Source organism: Ectothiorhodospira sp. PHS-1 (assembly GCF_000225005.1).
Lineage (GTDB): Bacteria > Pseudomonadota > Gammaproteobacteria > Ectothiorhodospirales > Ectothiorhodospiraceae > Ectothiorhodospira.
Genome location: NZ_AGBG01000080.1, coordinates 1 through 919 on the forward strand (window position 1 = coordinate 1; position 919 = coordinate 919).

Genomic DNA, 919 nt, shown 5'->3' on the forward strand with positions numbered 1-919 from the left:
TCACCGGCAAGCCCATTCACCTGATCGGCGTGGAATTCTCCCGCGAAAGGCGGCAGATCGTGGCCTTCGAGGTGGAGGAGCTATAGGCCTGCGCGGCAGAGGTCATTACAGCCATGATAATCTGCAACCCTGGATGTATTTTGCCCTGGAGGCCTGTGTGATCACCGCCGACCGCCGGATATTGCCCATCGGCATCCAGTCTTTCGAAAAGTTGCGCAAGGGTCACTACTACTACATCGACAAGACCCCCCTGATCGAGTCCATGGCCAAGATCGGTGGGTACTATTTCCTCTCCCGTCCCCGACGCTTCGGCAAGAGCCTGCTGCTGGATACCCTGCGCTGCCTGTTCGAAGGGCGCAAGACCCTGTTCGAAGGGCTCTACATTCATGACAAATGGGATTGGCAGCAAAAACGCCCGGTGATCCGTATCAGCTTTGCCGACGGTGTAGTCAAAACCCGTGAGGAGCTGGATGCCCACATTTGGCATCAGCTGAAGGTGCAACGAGAAAAACTGGAACTACCCCAACCACCGGCCGAGATCATCTCCGCTGAGTTTTCATCATTGATTCGCCAGACTCACACCTTCTACGGCCAGAGCGCCGTGGTGCTGGTCGACGAATACGACAAGCCCGTCCTGGACAACATTCGCGATCCCGAGCGCGCCCGCGAACTGCGCGAAGGCCTGAAGAACCTCTACAGCGTGCTCAAGGATGCCGATCCGCACCTGCACCTGGTGCTGCTCACCGGCGTATCCAAGTTCAGCAAGGTCAGCCTGTTCTCGGGGCTGAACAACCTGCGCGACATCACCCTACTACCCGAGTTCACCACCCTCTGCGGCTACACCGATGAAGATCTCGATACGGTGTTTGCCCCCGAGCTGCCTGGTCTGGATCGCGATGCCATCCGGCAGTGGTACAAC

General features: G+C 58.0%; 1 protein-coding gene. It reads left to right on the plus strand.

Going from position 1 to position 919, the window contains the following annotated elements; translation table 11 throughout:
• Window positions 1–133 precede the first annotated feature (133 nt).
• Window positions 134–919: AAA family ATPase (locus ECTPHS_RS13680; protein ID WP_008933359.1), on the plus strand; the 786-nt coding region annotated here is incomplete at its 3' end.